Origin of the sequence: Pseudogracilibacillus sp. ICA-222130 (assembly GCF_037892545.1) — a bacterium.
Taxonomy (GTDB): Bacteria; Bacillota; Bacilli; order Bacillales; family Amphibacillaceae; genus Pseudogracilibacillus.
Genome location: NZ_JBBKBG010000004.1, coordinates 32,964 through 54,600 on the forward strand (window position 1 = coordinate 32,964; position 21,637 = coordinate 54,600).

At 36.7% G+C, this 21,637-nt stretch carries 18 protein-coding genes; 16 read left to right on the forward strand and 2 right to left on the reverse strand.

Annotation, left to right across the window (positions count from 1 at the left end):
* Positions 1-2: 2 nt before the first annotated feature.
* Positions 3-911: an EamA family transporter RarD gene (gene rarD / locus WKT09_RS03550; RefSeq protein ID WP_340414725.1), complete on the reverse strand. Its 909-nt coding sequence runs from the start codon at positions 909-911 to the stop codon at positions 3-5.
* 158 nt (positions 912-1,069) lie between these two features.
* Between rarD and megL the strand changes: the two genes are divergently transcribed.
* From megL to WKT09_RS03575, 5 genes are all read left to right on the forward strand, one after another.
* Entirely contained in the window at positions 1,070-2,236 is a 1,167-nt protein-coding gene (gene megL / locus WKT09_RS03555; protein WP_340414726.1) for a methionine gamma-lyase, read from the forward strand.
* 47 nt (positions 2,237-2,283) lie between these two features.
* Positions 2,284-3,732 (forward strand): cardiolipin synthase, encoded by a 1,449-nt coding sequence (gene cls / locus WKT09_RS03560; RefSeq protein ID WP_340414727.1) that lies wholly within the window; start codon positions 2,284-2,286, stop codon positions 3,730-3,732.
* 12 nt (positions 3,733-3,744) lie between these two features.
* Positions 3,745-4,245, forward strand: a complete 501-nt coding sequence (locus WKT09_RS03565) for an acyl-CoA thioesterase (protein ID WP_340414728.1) — start codon at positions 3,745-3,747, stop codon at positions 4,243-4,245.
* A gap of 66 nt (positions 4,246-4,311) precedes the next feature.
* A complete protein-coding gene (locus tag WKT09_RS03570; RefSeq protein WP_340414729.1) occupies positions 4,312-5,547 on the forward strand; it encodes an aminopeptidase in 1,236 nt (411 codons plus the stop codon).
* A gap of 255 nt (positions 5,548-5,802) precedes the next feature.
* A complete protein-coding gene (locus WKT09_RS03575) occupies positions 5,803-7,632 on the forward strand; it encodes a cation:proton antiporter (protein ID WP_340414730.1) in 1,830 nt (609 codons plus the stop codon).
* 378 nt (positions 7,633-8,010) lie between these two features.
* On the opposite strand, the gene WKT09_RS03580 is transcribed toward WKT09_RS03575, so the two are convergent.
* Positions 8,011-8,190 carry an SE1832 family protein gene (locus WKT09_RS03580; RefSeq protein WP_340414731.1) on the reverse strand — a complete coding sequence of 60 codons (180 nt, stop codon included), beginning with the start codon at positions 8,188-8,190 and terminating at the stop codon, positions 8,011-8,013.
* A gap of 303 nt (positions 8,191-8,493) precedes the next feature.
* On the opposite strand from WKT09_RS03580, the gene WKT09_RS03585 reads away from it, so the two are divergent.
* From WKT09_RS03585 to WKT09_RS03635, 11 genes are all read left to right on the forward strand, one after another.
* Complete coding sequence (locus tag WKT09_RS03585; RefSeq protein ID WP_340414732.1) at positions 8,494-9,249, forward strand: TerC family protein; 756 nt, start codon at positions 8,494-8,496, stop codon at positions 9,247-9,249.
* Between the two features lie 180 nt (positions 9,250-9,429).
* On the forward strand, positions 9,430-10,851 hold the full coding sequence (aspA, locus tag WKT09_RS03590) for an aspartate ammonia-lyase (RefSeq protein WP_340414733.1): 1,422 nt from the start codon (positions 9,430-9,432) through the stop codon (positions 10,849-10,851).
* Between the two features lie 16 nt (positions 10,852-10,867).
* Positions 10,868-11,839, forward strand: a complete 972-nt coding sequence (locus WKT09_RS03595) for a threonine ammonia-lyase (RefSeq protein ID WP_340414734.1) — start codon at positions 10,868-10,870, stop codon at positions 11,837-11,839.
* 18 nt (positions 11,840-11,857) lie between these two features.
* On the forward strand, positions 11,858-13,507 hold the full coding sequence (locus tag WKT09_RS03600) for a PucR family transcriptional regulator (RefSeq protein WP_340414735.1): 1,650 nt from the start codon (positions 11,858-11,860) through the stop codon (positions 13,505-13,507).
* Positions 13,508-13,766: 259 nt separating this feature from the next.
* On the forward strand, positions 13,767-14,729 hold the full coding sequence (locus WKT09_RS03605; protein ID WP_340414736.1) for a cyclodeaminase: 963 nt from the start codon (positions 13,767-13,769) through the stop codon (positions 14,727-14,729).
* 10 nt (positions 14,730-14,739) lie between these two features.
* Positions 14,740-15,969, forward strand: a complete 1,230-nt coding sequence (locus WKT09_RS03610; RefSeq protein ID WP_340414737.1) for a M20 metallopeptidase family protein — start codon at positions 14,740-14,742, stop codon at positions 15,967-15,969.
* Position 15,970: 1 nt separating this feature from the next.
* Positions 15,971-17,404: an aldehyde dehydrogenase family protein gene (locus WKT09_RS03615; RefSeq protein WP_340414738.1), complete on the forward strand. Its 1,434-nt coding sequence runs from the start codon at positions 15,971-15,973 to the stop codon at positions 17,402-17,404.
* Between the two features lie 18 nt (positions 17,405-17,422).
* Positions 17,423-18,730, forward strand: coding sequence for an aminotransferase family protein (locus WKT09_RS03620; RefSeq protein ID WP_340414739.1), 1,308 nt, complete (start codon positions 17,423-17,425; stop codon positions 18,728-18,730).
* A gap of 224 nt (positions 18,731-18,954) precedes the next feature.
* Positions 18,955-19,689 (forward strand): maleate cis-trans isomerase family protein, encoded by a 735-nt coding sequence (locus WKT09_RS03625; RefSeq protein ID WP_340414740.1) that lies wholly within the window; start codon positions 18,955-18,957, stop codon positions 19,687-19,689.
* 46 nt (positions 19,690-19,735) lie between these two features.
* A complete protein-coding gene (locus WKT09_RS03630; RefSeq protein WP_340414741.1) occupies positions 19,736-20,257 on the forward strand; it encodes a TRAP transporter small permease in 522 nt (173 codons plus the stop codon).
* 4 nt (positions 20,258-20,261) lie between these two features.
* Complete coding sequence (locus tag WKT09_RS03635) at positions 20,262-21,554, forward strand: TRAP transporter large permease (protein ID WP_340414742.1); 1,293 nt, start codon at positions 20,262-20,264, stop codon at positions 21,552-21,554.
* The last annotated feature ends 83 nt before the right edge of the window (positions 21,555-21,637 follow it).

Here is a 21,637-nt window from a genome sequence, read left to right on the forward strand (position 1 = left end):
AATTAATTTGTGAATTTTCTAACTTTATGGACTCTTAATGTAGAAGACACAAATAAAATTAACGCAATCCAAATACATGTAAACGTCACGAAATGTGCGGATGTAAATGGTTCATCATAGAGGAATACGCCGAGTAAAAGCATAATTGTCGGTGCGATATACTGCAAAATTCCTGCTAATGACAAAGGAATGTATGTTACGGCATAGCCGAATAATAATAGTGGGACGGCTGTAGCAACTCCGGATATGAGTAATAGCCCTGTATCCGTCCATGATGTGCTTGCTGCAAATCCTAAATCCACTCCGACAAATGTGCATAAATAAATGAGTGCAATCGGAGTTAATAGTAATGTCTCCACGGTTAATGAATAGGCCGAATCTAGCTTAACGGCTTTTTTTAATAGCCCATATAAACCAAATGATAATGCTAATGCGATAGAAATCCAAGGAAATACCCCATAGGAGACTGTTAAATATATGACACCAAAACTCGCGAATAACAATGCAACTTTTTGCGCTGGGTATAATGCTTCTTTTAAAAATAGGACACCTAATACGATGCTTAATAAAGGATTCATATAATAGCCTAAACTTGCTTGAATGACGAAATCATTATGTACAGCCCAAATATAAATGAGCCAGTTTGCGCTAATGACAATAGATGCTAATGTAATGTAGAGCATTTTCTGTTTATCTTTCAATAATGTTGTACATAATGAGAAAAAAGAGCGTAATTTTCGTGTGAAAAGTAAATATCCAACCATAAATAGACAAGACCAAATGATGCGATTCGCTAAAATGACATCTGGTTCGTATATGTCTAATAGTTTCCAATAGATCGGGAAAAATCCCCATAAAATATATGTAATAATCCCTAACATAATGCCTGTTTTCATGTTTTTATTGTTCATTTACTGCCTCACTTCACTGATGTTTTCTACCATCATTTTACGCCTATGTTCTAGCTGTTGGCAATTGTTCCGACTTTTTCATCCATTCATGCATGGTGAAACAGAATTGTCAGAAAGTTTGTTATACTAGAGTTACATAAATAAGAGGAGGAACGAGCATGAAAAAAATTGAAACGATGTCCATTCATGATGGATATGATGCAAAACAATTGCTGGGTAGTGTTTCAGTGCCAATTTTTCAAACGTCTACATTTGAATTTCAGTCTGCTGAACATGGAGAGAAAAGCTTTAGTGGAGAAGCAGACGGGCATATTTATACACGAATTGGGAATCCGACTGTAGATGTATTAGAAAAAAGGATGGCGGTGTTAGAAGGCGGTGAGCGTGCCTTAGCATTCGGTTCGGGAATGGGTGCCATATCTGCTGTGCTCATTGCACTTACAAAAGCAAATGAGCATATTTTATGCTCGAATGGTTTATATGGTTGTACATTCGGTTTATTAAAAATGATGGAAGAGAAGTATGGAATGGATGTACAATTGACAGACTTTACATCTGAAGAAAAAATCCGCCATGCGATAAAGGAAAATACGGCGGTCATTTATATTGAAACGCCTGTCAATCCGACGATGCAATTAATCGATTTAAAAAAGATAAGTAAAATTGCAAAAGAATACGATATACCTGTCGTTGTGGATAATACATTTTCGACCCCTTATTTACAACGTCCTATAGAACTTGGTTGTGACATCGTAGTACATAGTGCGACAAAATATTTAAATGGACATGGAGATGTGATTGCGGGAATCGCCATTGGAACAGAAGAGAGGATGGATGAAATTGCAAGTACGACACGAAACAATATTGGTGCCGTGCTAGCACCATTTGATGCTTGGCTCCTATTAAGGGGACTGAAAACATTGCCATTACGAATGGACCGTCATTGTGACAACGCAAAAAAAATTGCTGCCAAACTTGAAACACATCCGAATGTAGAAGCGGTGTATTATCCAGGATTAGATGATCCGACAGTGTATAAGAAACAAATGCATCGTGGTGGGGGTGTGCTAGCATTTGACATTAAAGGGGATAAATATAACGCCCAGCAGTTTTTAAATGCATTAACATTTGTAAAAGTGGCAGTTAGTCTTGGAGATGCAGAAACTTTAATTGAGCATCCAGCAACGATGACCCATGCAGTGATTCCAGAAGAAGAGCGAACGCATATGGGTATAAAAGACTCCCTTATTCGATTATCTGTAGGACTAGAACATTGGGAAGATGTATGGAAGGACCTTGAAGTTGCATTAGATACACTCTCTTAAGTTCAAAATATGTTAGAATATAAGAAAGAAAGAGAGAGGGGATGCCTATGCAACTTGTACCTATATTATTTGGATCAGTCATGATTGTGAACTTTGTCCTTGCATTTACGGTTATTTTTTTAGAACGGAAAAATGCAAGTTCCACATGGGCATGGCTTATGGTCTTATTTTTTATTCCTGTTTTAGGTTTCCTTCTATATTTATTATTTGGTAGAAATTTAACGCACCAAAAAATATTTACATGGGATACGAAAAGTAGGCTAGGTGTAAAGAAGGAAGTGCAAGAGCAACTAAAGAAAATCGAGGAAGACCAACTTCCTTTTAAGCAAGAAGAACTAAAGGAATACAAGGAATTATATTATTTACATTTAAAACATAATGATGCCATTTACACGCAAAACAACGAAGTGGAAATATTTACAGATGGAACAGATAAATTCACTTCCTTAATTCATGATTTAGAAAATGCTAAAAATCATATACATTTACTTTATTATATTATTCGGCAAGACCAACTAGGAACAAAAATTGCGGATGTTTTAATCCAAAAAGCACGTGAAGGAGTAGAAGTTCGCTTTTTATATGATGATATGGGTTCACGTGGATTAAGTAAGAAGTTTTTACAGCGATTAGAAAGAGAAAACATACAAGTTGGAGCGTTTTTCCCGCCTAAAGTGGGGAAAATTAATTTTAAAGTAAATTTTAGAAATCACCGAAAATTAGCGATCATTGATGGGGAAGTTGGGTATATTGGTGGATTCAATATTGGAGATGAATATTTAGGTCATTCGGAAAAGTTCGGTTATTGGCGCGATACACATTTACGTGTACGAGGCCATGCAGTTAGAATGATGCAAACGAGGTTTATTTTAGATTGGAATCAAGCATCACGTAATCATGTATTATATGATGATCGCTATTTTATCGGAGGCGAAAAGGGCCGAGGAGATGTAGGGATCCAAATCGTTTCTAGTGGTCCAGATCAACAATGGGAACAAGTGAAATATGGTTATATAAAGATGATATTAGAGGCGAAAGAATCGGTTTATATTCAAACACCATATTTTATTCCAGATGAAAGCTTGATGGACGCATTAAGGATTGCGGCATTGTCTGGCATTAAAATTAAAATTATGATTCCGAATAAACCTGATCATATATTCGTTTATTGGGCGACTTTATCGAGTGTTGGGGAATTATTGAATGAAGGTGCCGAAATTTATTTATATCAAAATGGATTTTTACATGCGAAAACAATTGTTGTAGATGGAAAAATGTCTTCTGTTGGAACGGCGAATATTGATGTTCGTAGTTTCCGTTTAAATTTTGAAGTAAATACCTTTTTATACGATGTAAAAATTGCTCAACAATTAGTAGATATATTTGAACAAGATATTATGTTATCTACTCAGATGACAAAACAGTTATATGAACAGCGTTCTTTATGGATTAAGTTTAAAGAATCTATTTCTAGATTATTATCACCGATTTTATAAGGAGAGAAAATAATGGAGAAAAAACCGAGTTCAAATTCAAAGACAGTAAAAACAGCACAAATCTTACCGCCAGATGCCAATGCATATGGAACGTTATTCGGTGGTAAACTAATGGCACATATTGATGATGTTGCAGCAATTGCTGCTGTACGTCATGCACGTAAATCGGTTGTCACAGCATCTACAGATTCTGTTGATTTTTTATTCCCGGTAAAAGTAGGAGATTCTATTTGTGTAGAAGGATTTGTTACATACGTACATAAAACATCGATGGAAGTGTTTGTGAAAGTAATTAAGGACAGCTTGTTAACAGATGAACAAACTGTTTGTGCGACCGCGTTTTTAACGTTTGTTGCATTGGATGATGAAGGGAATCCGACTGAGGTTCCTGCGGTATACCCTGAAACAGAACAAGAAAAAGTATTGTTTGAAGGCGCAGCATTACGAAGAGAACGTCGAAATGAAAGAAGAAAAGAATCCAAAAGAATGGCGGAATTATTCGGAACAGACTAAGTTTGGATGCTTACACGAATAATTTATGGCATGTAAATTCTAGAAATAAGAAAGGTGAGGAAACGAATGGAACAACAAAATATAGAAAAATATGCACAGCTAGTTTTACAAAAAGGGGTTAACATTCAAAAAAATCAACCACTTGTTATTAATGCACCAATCGAAGGAGCTTATTTCGTTCGTGAAATGGCCAAGCAAGCATATGCATTTGGCGCAAAAGAGGTGCATGTAAATTGGTCGGATGACACGTTAACTTATTTAACATATAAACATGCGAATGAAGAAGTGTTTCAGGTATATCCAAAATGGAAAGTAATGTTACAAGAATCATACGCAGAACAAGGTGCGGCATTCGTTTCTATTCATGCAACAGATCCAGATTTATTACAAGATGTTGATTCAACACGTATTGCAGAAGCAAATAAATCGGCTGGAATTGCGTTGAAAACATATCGTGAGTATATAATGAATGACAAAGTATGTTGGACAGTTATTTCTATTCCGACAACTGGATGGGCGAAAAAGATTTTCCCTCATGTATCTGAGGAAGAAGCAATGGAAAAATTATGGCAGGAAATTACGAGGATGGTTCGAGTCGATAAAGAAGACCCTATTACTGCTTGGGATGCACATAATGATCTATTGAAAAAAGCGAATGAATACTTAAATGAAAAACAATATGAAAAATTAATTTTAAAAGCGGAAGGAACTAATTTAGAAGTTGGTTTACCGAAAAACCATATTTGGGCTGGCGGTGCAGCTATTTCTGAAGATGGTACCGTATTTAATCCGAATATGCCGACAGAAGAAGTGTTTACAGCACCACATAAATATAATGTGAATGGTGTCGTATCTAGTACGAAGCCATTAAATTACGGTGGAAATGTCATTGATGATTTCCAATTGACATTTAAAGATGGAATGGTTGTCGATTATCAAGCACAGAAAGGTGAAGAAGTGCTGAAACATTTATTAGAGTCGGATGATGGGGCAAAACGTCTGGGCGAATTGGCGCTAGTACCACATGAATCACCTATTTCACAATCAGGGTTAATTTTTTATAATACATTATTTGATGAAAACGCATCTTGTCATATTGCGTTAGGAAAAGCATATCCGACAAATGTCGCTCGTGGTCCTGAAATGGATGAAGAGGCATTGGACAAACATGGGATTAACGATAGTATGGTTCACGTTGATTTTATGATTGGTTCAGCAGAAATGAATATTGATGGGGTAACAGCTGATGGGGAAGTGGAGCCAATTTTTAAAGATGGAACATGGGCAGTAACATTTGAATAATATATAGGTTGAGGCGTATTAAAAAGCACCGTAAACATGTTTCGGTATAGCTTGGACACGTATGCCTTGACCTTTTTTTATCTCGCGTCATAAGAGAGGAACCAGTCACTATATATTTCATCCTTATATAGGCCAAAATATGTATCCTATTTATTTTGCTTGCAAATACTTTACAATCTTTTCTTTCCTCTTTACAATATTCCCTATATCCATTTTCATGTACGATAAAATTAGAAAAAAAGGCGGAAAAGTTACATGGAATTATCTTTATTAATTATCATTATGTTAATTGGTGTGTTAGGAATTGGTTCACAGTGGATTGCGTGGAAATATAGTTTGCCGGCAATCGTTATTATGTCTATTGCAGGACTGCTTGTAGGTCCTGTATTAAATATTATGAATCCAGAAGAGAGTTTTGGGGCGATTTATGACCCGATCATTTCTGTTGCGGTTGCTATTATTTTATTTGAAGGAAGCTTAAATTTACGTATAAAAGAATTGTCTGGTTTTGGTTTAGGAAGGCCCATCTTTCGTATTGCAACAGTAGGTGCTTTAATTGCTTGGATTTTAGGTTCTTTCATAGCACATTATGTCGCTGGTTTATCGTGGGAAGTTGCCTTTGTCATTGGAGGGCTATTTATCGTCACAGGCCCGACAGTTATTATGCCTTTATTACGCCAATCGAAATTGAAAGCAAGACCTGCGAAGATTTTAAAATGGGAAGGAATTATCGTTGACCCGATTGGGGTACTTTTAGCCGTATTTGCCTTTGAAATTATTACATTTTTTACGATGGAAGATAAGACGATTACAAGTTTATTATTTTTCTTTATGATTGCGGCTTTTGGAATGTTTTTTGGATGGTTTTGTGGAAGAGCAATTGGTTGGATGTTTGAACGTGGACATATTCCGGAGTTCTTAAAATCACCTGTCGTCGTTGCAGTCGTATTATTATGTTTTACATTACCAGATAGTTTTGTAACAGGTGCTGGTTTATTATCTGTTACAGCGATGGGAATGACATTAGCGAATATCGGTATTAGTTCATTAGATGATTTCAGACATTTTAAGGAAAATGTGTCTATTTTACTTATTTCAGCTATTTTTATTATGCTTGCGTCTTCTTTACAAATGGAGACCATCATCCAAATTTTCCAACCGAATATTATTGGATATGTTTTATTAATGATGTTTGTAGTCCGACCATTGTCCATTTTTCTATCCACTATTGGGACGGAATTGTCGATACAAGAGCGAGCGCTTGTCGGATGGATTGCACCTCGAGGGATTGTCGCTTTAACGGTTTCAAGTTATTTTGCGATTATTTTATTAGAGGCAGGATTTGAAGATGCAGAAATTCTTACGACATTAACATTTGGTTTAGTTATTTTTACTGTTGTTGCACATGGATTTACGATTAGCCCATTAGCGAAAAAACTCGGTTTATCATTAGAAGGAAAACCTGGTATTATCGTTGTTGGAAGTAATCCGTTTACGGTCCAGTTAGCAAAGTCATTTGAGAATTTAAATTATCCATCATTAATTGTTGATTCATCGTTTGCAAATTTACGTTATGCTAGAAATGCAGGGGTGCAATTTTATCATGGTGAGTTGTTATCAGAGCAAACAGAATTCAATTTAGATACCATTCCATATGATTTCATTATTACAGCAACACCGCAGCATTCGTATAATGCATTAATTTGTACGGCGTTTTTACCTGAATACGGTCGGATGAATGTGTTTAAGGTAGATCCGAGTAATGCAGAAGATGCAGGAGTTGTAGATCGTGTCGGTGGACGTTCATTATGTAAAGAGGAAATTACACTGAATGAGTTTATTGATAAAATTAATAATGGATTTACGTTTAAACAAACGACTTTAACAGAACAATTTGATTATGAGCAGTATAAGGAAGAAAAAGACGAGCGGGCGGTATTCATTTATTACGTAAAACCTTCTGGTCAAATTGTTTTCTATGCGGACGATATGCGGTTATTCCCTCAAGTAGGAGATACTGTCGTTAGCTTGGCGCCGCAAAGCAAAGAAATGGAAGAAAAGCTAATCAATCATACGACTATTTAAAAAGAAGAGCCTGAGAAAATGAAAAGGTAGGATGGAAACATGCATCTGTTTCCAAATCTTATAAGAAAGATTGGTTGTACAATAAATGGTGTTGGTGGAGAAATCCACTAACACCATTTTTCGTTACAGAAAAATAGAAAACAAGTGAATTCCCTGTAACATTAAAGTCGTCGAAAACCAAATGTAAGAGGAAAATCACTTGTCTAATGTTCATGATATGCAATATAGATGATAAAATAAAAATCTAGCGGAAGAAACCTACGAAGCCTCCTGGGGGACCAGCCGTGTCCGAAGACGACAAAGAAAATGAACTTTTCTCTGTTGGCTGAGGCCGCCCCTGAAAAGCGAAGTAGGTTTCTGAAGCGAAGCTCACGCTTTTTATGATTTACTTGCTAGTTGATCATTTATAGCAGAGATTTCTCCTTCTAATCGTTCTAATTGTTGTTCAATCGGAGAAACTTGTCCTCCAACTGCCTCCATTTTATCTAAATCTCCTTGAATTCGGATATAATCAGATTTTAGTTCTAATAATTTAGCCTCTAATTGTTTTCGGTCCATTTTTGTCCCTCCTTATTATACATTACTTACATTAAGTATAACTTTTCCACTTATAAACGACAATAAAAAGTGTACTATTAGGAAAATGGACAAGTTGTATGATATAATAAAATCATTCAAAAGAGCATATTAAAGGGGAGTAGCTTACAGGGTAAGTCGTCATTACGAGAATTCATTCTCCGGCTGAACTGGCAACTCTTGTTGTTTGCGAGACCTTTACTATAGATATATTTTCTGCTTCAATGGGGAAAATATATCCATAGTAGAGGTCTCTTTTTATTTTCATAAAAAGGAGTGCATCAAATGGACGCACAGCTATTGTTGGAATATCTTTGGGTGTTACTTATTTTAATTGGGTTAGAAGGATTGTTAGCAGCGGATAATGCTCTAGTTTTAGCTATTATGGTAAAACATTTACCAGAAGAAAAACGAAAAAAGGCATTATTCTATGGACTAGTAGGAGCTTTTATTTTACGATTTGGTTCCTTGTTTATTATTTCGTTCCTAGTCGATGTATGGCAAGTACAAGCTATTGGAGCGATTTATTTAATGTATATCGCTGGGAAAAATTTATACGATAAATTTACCCAAAAAGACGGCATTAAAATGAAAGAGCGGAAAGAGAGCGGTTTTTGGATGACCGTATTGAAAGTTGAAGTAGCGGATTTAGCTTTTGCAGTGGATTCGATTTTAGCTGCGGTTGCTTTAGCTGTTGCATTGCCACCATCTGGTTTATTCCATATTGGTGGATTAGATGGTGCACAATTTATCGTTATTTTTGCTGGGGGAATGATCGGGGTCATTATGATGCGTTTTGCTGCTAATATGTTCGTTAATTTATTACAGAAACGTCCAGGTTTAGAAGTTGCAGCATTTCTTATCGTTGGATGGGTCGGTGTGAAATTAGCTGTGCTCGTACTAGGACATCCAGACATACAAATAATCCCAGAAACATTTGTTCATTCATTCGGTTGGAAACTTACATTTTACCTTGGCTTAATTATTATCGCGGTGAGTGGCTGGTTTTTATCTGATATCGGAAAGAAAAAACAGTCATAACATATCGTAAATAATTATATAGTACTAGTAACGCTATTTTGATGAATTTTCAAAAAATTAATTGAAATAGCGATTAAAACCAAGTATAATCAACATTGATTCAAGAATTTATAATCAATTTATATAAAGAAAAGTAATCAAACTGAATGTTATAATAGATAATAGAAGGAGTAAATAGAAATGTCAGGAAAAGATTATCGGGTAGAAGAAGATTTATTAGGGCAAAAAGAAGTGCCTGTTGATGCGTATTATGGGATCCAAACGATTCGAGCGAAAGAAAATTTTCATATTACTGGATATACGATCGAGCCTGAACTGATTGTAGCTATTGCGACAGTAAAAAAAGCTGCTGCATTAGCTAATATGGAAATTGGACAGTTAGAAGAAACGAAGGCAAAAGCAATTATTGCAGCTGCTGATGAAATTATAAAAGGAAAGTTCCATGATCAATTCATTGTCGATCCGATTCAAGGTGGAGCAGGTACATCTGTTAATATGAACGCAAATGAAGTTATTGCGAATCGTGCTCTAGAAATTTTAGGAAAAGAAAAAGGAGCATACGATGTTATTCATCCGAACACAGATGTAAATATGGCGCAATCAACGAACGATGCTTTCCCGACAGCAATTCATATTGCGACAATCCAATTATTAGATGAATTAGAAATTACATTAAATAAACTAATGCATACGTTTTTAGATAAAGGAAAAGAATTCGACTATGTGATTAAAATGGGAAGAACTCATTTACAAGATGCTGTACCGATTCGTTTAGGGCAAGAGTTTCAAGCATATGGGAAAGTGTTATCACGTGATATGAAACGGATCAGCCGTTTATATGAAAACTTGTTAGATGTGAATTTAGGTGCTACAGCAGTAGGTACGGGATTAAATGCTGACCCATCGTATATGGAAAAATCTGTCCGTCATTTAAATGAAATAACAGGAATCCCTTTAAGAAATGCATCTGATTTAGTTGATGCAACACAAAACACAGATGCCTATACAGAAGTATCTGCCGCATTAAAAATCTGTATGCTCAATATGTCGAAGGTGGCAAATGATTTACGTTTAATGTCGTCTGGGCCACGTGCAGGTTTTGGGGAAATTACTTTACCAGCGCGACAACCTGGTTCATCTATTATGCCTGGAAAAATTAACCCAGTTATTTGTGAAGTTTTAAACCAAGTAGCTTTCCAAGTAATCGGAAATGATCAGACGATTTCTATGGCGTCTGAAGCAGGCCAATTTGAATTAAATGTGATGGAACCAGTGTTAGTCTTTAATTTACATCAATCCATCAAAATCATGGACCGTGTGCTAAATACATTTAGACAATACTGCTTGGAAGGTATTGAAGCGAACATAGAAGTGTGTAAATCATATGTAGACCGTAGTATCGGAATTATTACAGCATTAAATCCACATATTGGGTATAAAGCTGCAACAAAGATTGCTAAAGAAGCATTAGAAACAGGCATACCAGTGAAAGATTTAGTGTTACGTGATAAATTACTTTCGGAAGTTGCTATTAATGAGATTTTAAATCCATTTGAAATGACTCGACCAGGGATTGCCGGAGCATTATTATTGAAAAAATAGTTCAGGTGGTGGCATGATGGAATTACATGATCAAACATCGTTATCTTTGCAACATGTTTTACAAGCACAACATCGAATGAGACCGTTTGTGCAACAAACACCACTTATTTCTTCTGGAAAATTAAATAATATGTATGAAGCATCTATTTATTTAAAGCTAGAAAACTTACATGAAACAGGTGCATTTAAAATTAGGGGAGCAGCGAATAAGCTGCTCTCTTTAACAACTACAGAGAAATTAAATGGTGTAACGACATTTTCAACCGGAAATCATGGGGTGGCGGTTGCTTATATGGCACAAAAACTTGGAATAGAAGCGACAATTTGTATCTCAAATCGTGTACCAGATGCAAAAGTGAAGCGGCTCGAAGCGTATGGGGCAAAGATTATAAAAGTAGGAGAAAGTCAAGATGATGCTGCACAATATTGTTATCGCTTACAAGAGGAAGGGAAGACATTAATTGAACCCTTTGATGATATAACGGTTATTGCAGGCCAAGGTACCATTGGTTTAGAAATATTAGATGATTTACCAAATATAGATATGGTAATTATCCCTACGTCTGGTGGTGGATTGTTTGCTGGAATCGCATATGTGCTAAAATCGTATCATAAAGATATTGAAGTAGTCGGTGTATCGATGGAGCGTAGTGCGGTCATGTATGAAAGTGTGCGCGCAAATAAGCCAGTGATATTGAAAGAATATGATACATTGGCAGACAGTTTATTAGGTGGGATTGGAGAATATAATCGGTATACCTTTTCGGCGGTGAAAAAGTATATCGATGAATTTGTGCTAGTTTCAGAAGAAGAAATAAAAGAAGCGATGAAATATATGTTGGAAGAACATAAACAGCTTATCGAAGGAGCAGCCGCGACAAGTATTGCTGCTATCTTAAGTGAGAAGGTCCATGTTCAACATAAAAACGTAGCGGCTATTATTACAGGAAATAATGTAAATATTTCTGTTTTGCGTACAATATTATAATTATGGGGTGTGAGGAAGATGTCTGTTTCCGTTCAAAACATAGTGAATTTGCCAATATTTAGTACAGCTACGATTCTAACGGGGATGGAAATGCTAGAACAACGCCAGGTAGAATGGATGTCTGCAATTGAAGGACCTGTAGAAAACTTTGTACGTGAAAAGGAGTTTATTTTAACGACAGGAATGGGGTTTGAAGAAGATACAGATGCTCTATTTCAATTTGTGAAAGATGTCTTTCGTGCAAATGCATCCGCTTTGGCGATTGCAACAGGAAGGTATGTGACAGAAATTCCCCGGGAAATAATGGATTATTGTGAGGAACGTCAATTTATTTTATTAGCATTACCGTGGGAATTGCGTTTTACAGATATTCAAAGAGAAGCAATGATGGAAATTAATCGACGACAAGAACAGTTTTCAGAGACAGCACGTCGCATCCAACAAACATTAATCCAATATGTCATTATGGATAAAGATTTATCTGATATTATCCGTTATGTGGAACGTGATTTATCTTGTACGATCGTATTTACCGATAATAAAGGGCGAAAACAAGGGACGGTCGAACATCCGGATGATTATATTAATTTATGGTATAACGCAGAAGAGGTCGAAGAAAATTATTTAGGCACATTTATGCAATATCATTCCATCAAAGGAAATGCAGGGTCTTTAATTAAAAAAGAAATCACTTCTGGTACAAAAAATTTAACACAAGGATATTTTATTATTTACTTTGAAGAAGAGCGCACTTTGTCCTATTATGATCGTCAAGTATTAGAAAGTTTAGCAGCAGCAACAGCCCTATGGATTTCACGAGAAGATGCCATTGTAAAAACAGAAATCCGTTTGCGAAATGAGTTTATATGGGGATTAGCAAAAACACCGAATATGGTATACGATGAAAACTTATTGTCACGGGCAAAGTTGTTTGGCTATCAACTAGAGTTACCATACATTTGCCTTGTCGGTTATTCGAAGAACTTCGATACTTTTTCAGAGACGAAATACGGAAAAGAAATATATGGCTTTAAAAATATCATTTATTATATTGAAGAAGAAGTACGCAATGCAGCATCTGTTGTGGATAAACATGTCGCCTTTACATTTGACGGTGAAAACCTAATTATCTTTTTGGAGTTGGAAGAAGAGGAGCATTTTGCTGTTCATCATTTTTTAGATTTAGTAGATAAAAGATTACATGCTCTCGTACCGGGTATTGTCTTTTCATGGGGAATTGGCAAAAGTGGAGACGGCTATATGAAGTTCTATGAAAGCTATCAAAAGGCACAAGCTGCTCTAGAAATGGGATTAACGAAGGATGAAGAAGGATTACGCCATCATTTTGAAGATACAAAATTAAAACGACTTCTCCTTCATATTGTAAGGGATGCAGAAGTAAGAAACATTACATTAGGAACGATTGAGCCATTAATAGCATACGAAGAAAAAAGAGAAATGAATTTAATTGATACTTTTATTGCTTATGATAAACATAATGGGAATGTAAGCCAGGCAGCACGTGCTTTAAACTTACATCGACAATCTCTTTTATATCGTCTGCGAAAAATAGAGAATTTAACGAATCTCTCGCTCGACCAACCTGACGATGTGTTCCTGTTGAACTTAAGCATAAAAGTTTGGAAATCACAATTGCCGAGCAAATAAATTGGATTCCCAATTCTAAAAAAACATTTATATAATCTGTTTATGAAACACCTTTTCGACAAAATGGAAAAGGTGTTCTTTTTTGTCTTTCTTTAGGCGGAACAGAACAAAATAAAGTTTATCATACAAATTGTATATAAACTGTCACAAAAAGTTCATACATTCTTGCAATTGTTTCAAAAGAGCGCTTGATTTTATAATATATGTAAGATAGAAAAAATGTACATTTTATTGGAAAGGCTGAAAAGGAGGAGTGTTCGTGTTAATTTTCACAGAAGAAGAGATAAGAGAATATGTGAAAATAAATAAGGAATCAATAGATGAAATAGAGGCTGCATTTACCGACTTAAAAACGAAGGATGTCCAAATGCCACCAATTATGCGGGTAGATATTCCAGAACATAATGGAGAAGTGGATATTAAATCAGCGTTTATTCCTGGATACGAAATGTTCGCCTTGAAAATATCATCTGGATTTTTTAATAACTATCAACTAGGTTTACCTAGTACAGATGGATTAATGTTTTTAATAAATGCTTTAAACGGTCAACCTGAAGCATTACTTTATGACAATGGTTATTTAACAGATGTTCGTACTGCTGCAGCCGGTGCTGTAGCTGCAAAATATATGGCAAATGAGCAGTTAGAAACAGTAGGTGTTATTGGTGCAGGAGCACAAGCACGCTATCAATTGATCGCGTTGAAAGTAGTACGTGAATACAAACATGTACTTGTAGCGGGGAAATCTAAACGTAGATTACAAGAATTTAAAGAAGAAATCGAATCAACATTAGCAGTCCCAGTAACCATTTTAGAAACACCAAAAGAAGTGACAGAACAGAGCGACTTAGTTATTACAGCAACACCATCTTCCGAACCAATTATACAAGATAGTTGGGTGAAAGAGGGATTGCATATAACGGCTATGGGGGCAGATGCACAACATAAAAATGAAATTGACCCAATGATTTTAAAGCGGGCAAATTATTATGTGGCAGATGTTTTGTCCCAATGTGAAATATTAGGCGAATTACGTGCAGCATTAGAAAAGGGAGTTGTAACGAAAGATCATTCCATTATGGAATTAGGCGACATTACCTCACGTGCAGAAAAAATACGCACCTCAACAAACGATATAACGATTGCGGATCTTACAGGTACGGGTGCACAAGATACGAGGATCGCACTGTATGCATATAAAAAATTAACGGAAGAAAAGTGAGGGATTCCATATGCATATTGCAGAAGGGGCTGAAAATTTATTTGAACAATTAATTGAATGGAGACGTCATTTACACGCTCATCCAGAATTAAGTTTTGATGAAAAAGAAACAGCGGAATTTGTCGTCCAACAATTATCGACGATTCCGAATATAAAAATGGAAGAAAATGTTGGTGGTTATGGTGTTGTTGCAACATTAACATCTGGAGATGGCCCAACAATAGCGTTAAGGGCTGATATGGATGCATTGCCGATTGAGGAAGAAAATGACCTCACCTATAAATCGACAAAGAAAGGCATCATGCACGCTTGTGGACATGATGCACATACGACGATGTTACTTGGTGCAGCAAAATTACTTGGCGGACAGTTTGAACGTGGAGAATTGACTGGTACGGTAAAGTTTATTTTTCAACCGGCAGAAGAAGCGACAGATGAAAATGGTTTATCTGGCGCACCGTATATGATGCAGGCTGGTGTATTAGAAGGTGTATCTTCTGTGATTGCTTTACATGTATGTCCGTGGCATCCAGTAGGTGTCATACAGATGAACCAAGGGTTTAGCATGGCAAATGTCGATGTATTTCATGCAACGATTCGAGGAAGTGGCGGACATGGTGGGTATCCACATTTATCGACAGACCCATTATGGATGCTCGGTGCTGTATTGCAGACGTTTTACGGAACGGTTAGTAGACGTGTATCACCGTTGGACGTTGTCGCAGCAAGTATTGGAAAGATTGAAGCTGGAGTAGTAAGCAATGTAATTCCATCCGAAGTTTATATAGAGGGAACCTTACGCTCGTATACACCAGAAGCACGAGAAAAACTTGCAGAAGAAGTCGAAAATGTTTTTAAAATCGTAGAAGCTTTTGGTGGGGAATACGAGTTTGAGATAGAAAAGGGAGAACCAGCATTGAACAATGATATGGAAGTGAATCGTGTCATTGAACAAGCAATTTATGAACTATATCCAGATATGGTGATTGACTGGGAGCCATTTGGAATGGGTGGGGAAGATTTTGGTTATATGACGGAACAAATACCAGGAGCAATGTTCTTCTTAGGTTGCTCGTTAGAAGATGGAGAGGACCGTGATTTGCATACGCCTATTTTTAATATGGACGAAACGTGTATGCCAATTGGCACAGCAATCTTTGTAAAAGCAGTCAACTTATTTTTGCAAGAAGAGGAAATTCATCACCCATTAAAACGAAACAATATCCAAAGGGGGGCTTAGCATGATGACAGCTGTAAAGGAGAAGAGGATGTTACTAGGTGGAGAGTGGGTGAAACGGAAGGAAACCATTACGGTTCGTGACCCTCAAGACAATACGATTTTTACAACGGTACCAAAAGCATCTGTAAAAGATGCACTAGACGCGATTGAAGCAGCAAAAGAAGGGGCAAAAATTTCAGCAACATTATCCGTTTTTGAGCGGATGAATATTATCCATAAAGCAGTTCAATATATCGAAGACAATAAGGAACATTATGCTCAAACGATTGCGACAGAAGGAAGTAAAACTATTACGGAAGCTCGTGCAGAAGTGAAACGTTGCATGGATACGATGCGATTATCGGCAGAAGAAGCGCGTAGAATGCACGGGGAAACCATTCCGTTTAGTCAACGAGAAGGTGGCGACAATCGAATTGGATATTACTACCACTTCCCTGTTGGCATTGTTGCAGCAATTACACCATTTAATGACCCATTAAATTTAGTCGCCCATAAAGTTGGTCCGGCGATCGCATCTGGAAATGCGATTATCGTGAAACCAGCATCATTAACACCAGTGAGTGCTATTTTACTTGCAGAAGCATTAGACCATGCTGGATTACCAAGAAAAATTTTACAAGTCATTACAGGTAGTGGCGGGGAAATTGGTGATGTGCTTGTGACACATCCGGCCGTACGTCTCGTATCTTTTACTGGTGGATTCGAAACAGGTGAATCGATTGCGAAAAAAGCAGGCCTAAAGAAAATTAGTATGGAATTAGGTTCCAACTCACCGGCTATCGTACTAGAAGATGCCGATATGACGGATGCTGTCCAAAGTTGTGTCGCTGGTGCGTTTGGTGCAGTCGGACAGAATTGTCTCGGAGTGCAACGTATTTATGTAAAAGATGCAGTCTATCATGCATTTGTAGAGCAGTTCGTGGCAGAGACAAAAAAATATATCGTCGGTGATAAACGATCAGATGAGACGATGATGGGACCACTTATTCATGAAAAAGAGGCGATTCGTATCGAAAAATTAGTCGATGAAGCTGTTGCACTAGGTGCCACTCTTTTAACTGGTGGGGTGCGTGATGGAGCATTTTATATGCCAACAGTGTTGGAAAATGTTCCAAAAGGTGCGCGAATTATGGAAGAAGAAGTGTTCGGGCCAGTCGTATCCATATGTAAAATTGATAGTGTGGAAGAAGCGATCGCATTAGCAAATGATGTGAATTATGGGTTACAAGCAGGTATTTTTACGAAAAACATTGAGATTGCATTTAAGGCAATTCACGATTTAGAAGTCGGTGGGGTGATCGTGAACGATAGTAGTGATTATCGTGTAGACGCAATGCCGTTCGGTGGAGTAAAAGGATCTGGTATTGGTCGTGAAGGTGTTAAGTTTGCGATGGAAGATATGACAGAAAAGAAAGTTGTGCAATTTAAATTATAAAAGAAAAGGATGATCATCATGACACAAGTACTAAACAATGAACAGTTAAAACAAGCATTAACAGAACTGGATAAAAAGCATTTTATCCATCCGACATCAAATATGAAACAACTACAAGAAGAAGGACCGACATTTATTTTCACAGAAGGGGATGGAATCTATTTAAAAGATTTAGAAGGTAGGAAATTGATTGATAGTTTATCATCTCTCTGGAATGTAAATATCGGACACGGTCGAGAGGAATTAGGGGAAGTTGCGAAAGAACAAATGACGAAATTAGCTTTCACTTCTACGTTTAGTAATTGGTCACATGAACCCATTATTCGTCTCGCAGAAGAAATAGCAACATGGACTCCAGGAGATTTAAATGTCACATTTTTTACATCTGGTGGGTCTGAAGCGAATGATACGGCATTTAAAACGGTCCGTCATTATTGGAATGTGAACGGAAAACCTGAAAAGAAAAAGATTATTTCACGTAAAAAATCATACCATGGGGTAGCAATGGGCTCGACAAGTGCAACAGGTATTCCCGAGTTTCACACATTTACACAATCTATTGCACCAGACTTTCATTATGTTGATTCAACCGTGGAATCATTTAAAGAAATGATAGAAAAAGAAGGTGCTCATACTATTGCGGCATTTATTTCGGAACCAGTTCAAGGTTCAGGTGGTGTAAACATTCCGGAGGCTAATTATTTTAAAGAAATAAAGGCGATTTGTGAAGCGAATGATATTTTATTCATATCGGATGAAGTGATTTGTGGATTTGGTCGTACTGGTACCAATTTTGGAATGGAAAACTTTGGTATTACACCAGATATTATTACGATGGCAAAAGGTGTCACGAGTGGATACGCACCACTAGGTGGAATGGTCATCTCTGAAACATTACACAAAGAATTATATGAGAAAACAGAAGGGAACTTTTGGCATGGTTACACATACAGTGGCCATCCAACAGCTGCAGCAGTTGCATTAAAAAACTTAGAAATTATTAAAGAAGAAAACTTAATCGATAATGTCAATGAAATGGGTAAATATATGTTAGAAGGATTTGAATGGATCAAAGAACAGCATGATCATGTTGTAGACGTTCGCGGAATTGGTTTACTTGGTGCGATCAGTTTACACCGCTCTGAAGGTGCAGAGGCGAAAACACCAAAAATCGTTCAAGAGGCATTAAAGCGTGGATTGATTTGTCGTTCTGTCGTTTATGATGGGCAAGATACGTTAGCATTTGCACCACCATTTACGATTTCAAAAGATGAAATGGATCAAATTATTCACATTGTAAATGAGTCCATTCAAGCGGTAGGATAATAGATTTAGGTGGAACATGAAGTTGAGAGCTACAACAATGTTCCACCTTTTTTTCACACCATGTAATAAAAATGCTTTCATACAATTTGTATGAAAAGAAATGTATTTTCTTCATACATGTTTCATATTGTTTCAATTAGGGAATGTTTTTATAATGTATACCAACTATCCCGTTTTACCATTCCCGACCTTATGTCAAGACAAAAAGAAAAGGGAGGGAGAACATGCAAAAAAACCCATATGGTTTTAGGGCGCGTATTGGATTAATATACATAGCATCTGCATATGCGATGGATGTAGAATTCCAAGAAATGGCACCAAGTGGTGTAACGAGCCATGTAACGAGAATTAAATTGTCAGAAGATCCGACTCGTTTTACAATCGATGATTTAGCTGAGTTAGAAGGAAAAGCATTAGAGGCGACATCTATTCTAGCGCAAGCACCTGTAAAGGCGATTGGATTTGGTTGTACGAGTGGAAGTTTCGTGAATGGTGTGCAATATGATAAAGCTCTTATTCAAAAGATGGAAGCTATTGCACAAGTGAAATGTACGACAACATCTAATGCTGTAGTCGAAGCATTCCACCGATTAGATGCCCAAAAGATTGCCATTGCTGCACCATATACAAAAGAGGTGACAGATCAGGCAATTCATTATTTCAATGAGGCAGGATTTGATGTGGTCAATTTAGTCGGACTCGGTATGATGAATGATTACGATATTTCAGCTTTAGATTTGAAGACAATTTATGATATGGCCGTGCAAGCCGATCATCCCGATGCAGAAGCAGTTTTTATATCGTGTACAGGAATACAAGCGCTACAAGTGATTCCATTATTAGAAAAGGATTTGCAAAAACCAGTATTAACATCGAATCAAGCGACTTTTTGGCATTTATTACGTTTGAGTGGTATTCATGAAAACACGAATCAATATGGAAAAATATTCGATTTTTAATGGAAAAAATTGAAAGCGTTTTTATTATGTAGGGGGTGAAAGAACGATGAAAATAATCGCGACGATAGATAGAATTTGGGAAGAAATTGAGAAGGCAATTTTGAGTTTAACGACGATTTCGATGAGTTTAATGTTAGTTGGGAATGCGTTAAGTCGATATTTTTTTAATAAAAGTTGGGCATTTACAGAAGAGGTTGGAAAAATGGGGGTAATCGTCTTAACGTTTATGGGACTCGGATTTGCAGCAAGGAAAAAAATGCATATCGAAATGTCCGGATTTTTTGATTTAATGCCATTTAAAATGCAAAGGATTGTTGGAATGGGTGTTCATTTTATTTCGGCAATCGTCTTACTATATTGTGCATATTTAGGGCTAGAATACGTACAACACTTACAAAAGTTAGGTCAAGTTTCTACTATTCTACGGATACCGTTATCTGTCACAATGTTTGTCGTTCCGTTAGGATTCTTTTTATCTGGGCTACGCTATTGTGTAGATTTATTTATCGGTATAAAACAAAAGGATAGTAATTTTATGCACGAACTTGAAATAACAGAAGAGAGGTGATTGTATGTTGTGGGGAATTATAGCATTGTTGTTCATCATGTTATTTTTAAACTTTCCCATTATGGTAGTTTTAATTGTATCTGCTTTACTCATGATGTTTTTTATGGCTGGAGACTTAAACTTAGTGATGTTCATTCAACAGATGACGAGTAATGTAGAGTCTTATGTATTGCTAGCCATTCCAATGTTTATTTTTGCTGCAGATATTATTGTCGAAGGGAGAACTGCAACGAGATTACTAGATTTTATTAATGATTTAATTGGTCATATTCGTGGTGGAACTGGAATTGTTGCTGCGGCGACGAGTACATTTTTTGGTTCGGTTTCCGGTTCATCTCAAGCAACGATTGCAGCAATCGGACGACCGATGCGTGAACGTGCATTACAGTACGGGTATAAAGATTCACATATTATGGGGTTAATTATTAACTCGGCAGGAATTGCCATCTTAATTCCACCTAGTATCGTGATGATTTACTATGGTATGTTAACAGGAACATCGGTTGGTGATTTGTTTGTGGCAGGAATTATCCCCGGTTTAATGGTTTTCTTAGGATTTGCAATTTGGGAGTATTTTATCGCGATCAAAAAAGATATTCCAGTAGAACCAAAGGCGACATGGGGCCAACGTTGGCGCTCTTTCAGAAAGTCGTTTTTAACATTAGGATTCCCAGTACTTATTCTTGGTGGGATATACTCCGGAATGTTTAGTCCGACAGAAGCTGCGGCATTCTCGGTATTATATGCGTTATTACTAGAGCTCGTTATTTTCAGATCCATCAATATTGCTGATGTATATCGTATTGCTATTTCAACTGGAGCTGTGACGAGTATCGTATTTATTTTACTTGCAGCTGGTGGGGCATTCTCATGGATTATTTCTTATTTAAGAATTCCACAACAATTAACAGAAGCGGTATTAGGTACAGATCCATCACAGTTTCAAATTTTACTTATTATGTCGTTATTTTTCTTAGTCTCATGTATGTTTGTGGACTCACTCGTTGCCATTGCAATTTTAACACCGATTTTCTTCCCAATTGCAGTAGCAGCTGATATTCATCCAGTTGCGATCGGTATTTTAATTACGATGCAGGCAACTTTAGGAACAGTTACCCCACCATTTGGTGTGAACATTTTTACGGCGAGTGCCGTTTTCAACCGGCCTTATTTAGAGGTTGTTCGGGGAATTGCTCCGTATATTATTATATTCGTTGCGATTAACTTTTTACTCATTTTATTTCCAGATATTATTATGGTTTATCAAACAATTTTTGGTAGTTCGAAAGGCGGTTAAAATGGAATTATATTTGAGGGGGTGTCATCGTTCCATTTTAGCTAGCAATTTTTAATGAACATAAATAGAAAAATTAAAGGAGG